Raw genomic sequence first — 283 nt, forward strand, 5'->3', positions numbered from 1 at the left:
GTGGCCCCGCCGCAACCGCACCGTGTGCGTGGTCTGGCTACCGGTCGCCCAGGAAGAACGCGGGTGGGCGAACACCCCGGCCGACCAGCCCGAGTGGACCAGCGACAGCCGGGCCTACGGCAAGGGGGTGCTGGACGCCAGCAGGCGGACCGGCTGGCGGCTCAGCCGCGCAGGGTTCGACGCCCACACCGAAGCCGTCGGCGACCCTGCCGACGACGAGGCGTGGTTCGCCTACGACACCGGCGGCACCGACTGGTGGATCTCGTACGAGGGCCGCTGACAC

General features: G+C 73.1%; 1 protein-coding gene. It reads left to right on the forward strand.

The genetic code is table 11. From position 1 onward, the window contains the following. Positions 1-280, forward strand: a 280-nt coding sequence (locus tag BI06_RS04575) for a hypothetical protein (protein WP_158516382.1), incomplete at its 5' end; no start/stop codon positions are given. Positions 281-283 lie beyond the last annotated feature (3 nt).

This window comes from Kitasatospora sp. MBT66 (assembly GCF_000710405.2).
Classification (GTDB): Bacteria; Actinomycetota; Actinomycetes; order Streptomycetales; family Streptomycetaceae; genus Kitasatospora; species Kitasatospora purpeofusca.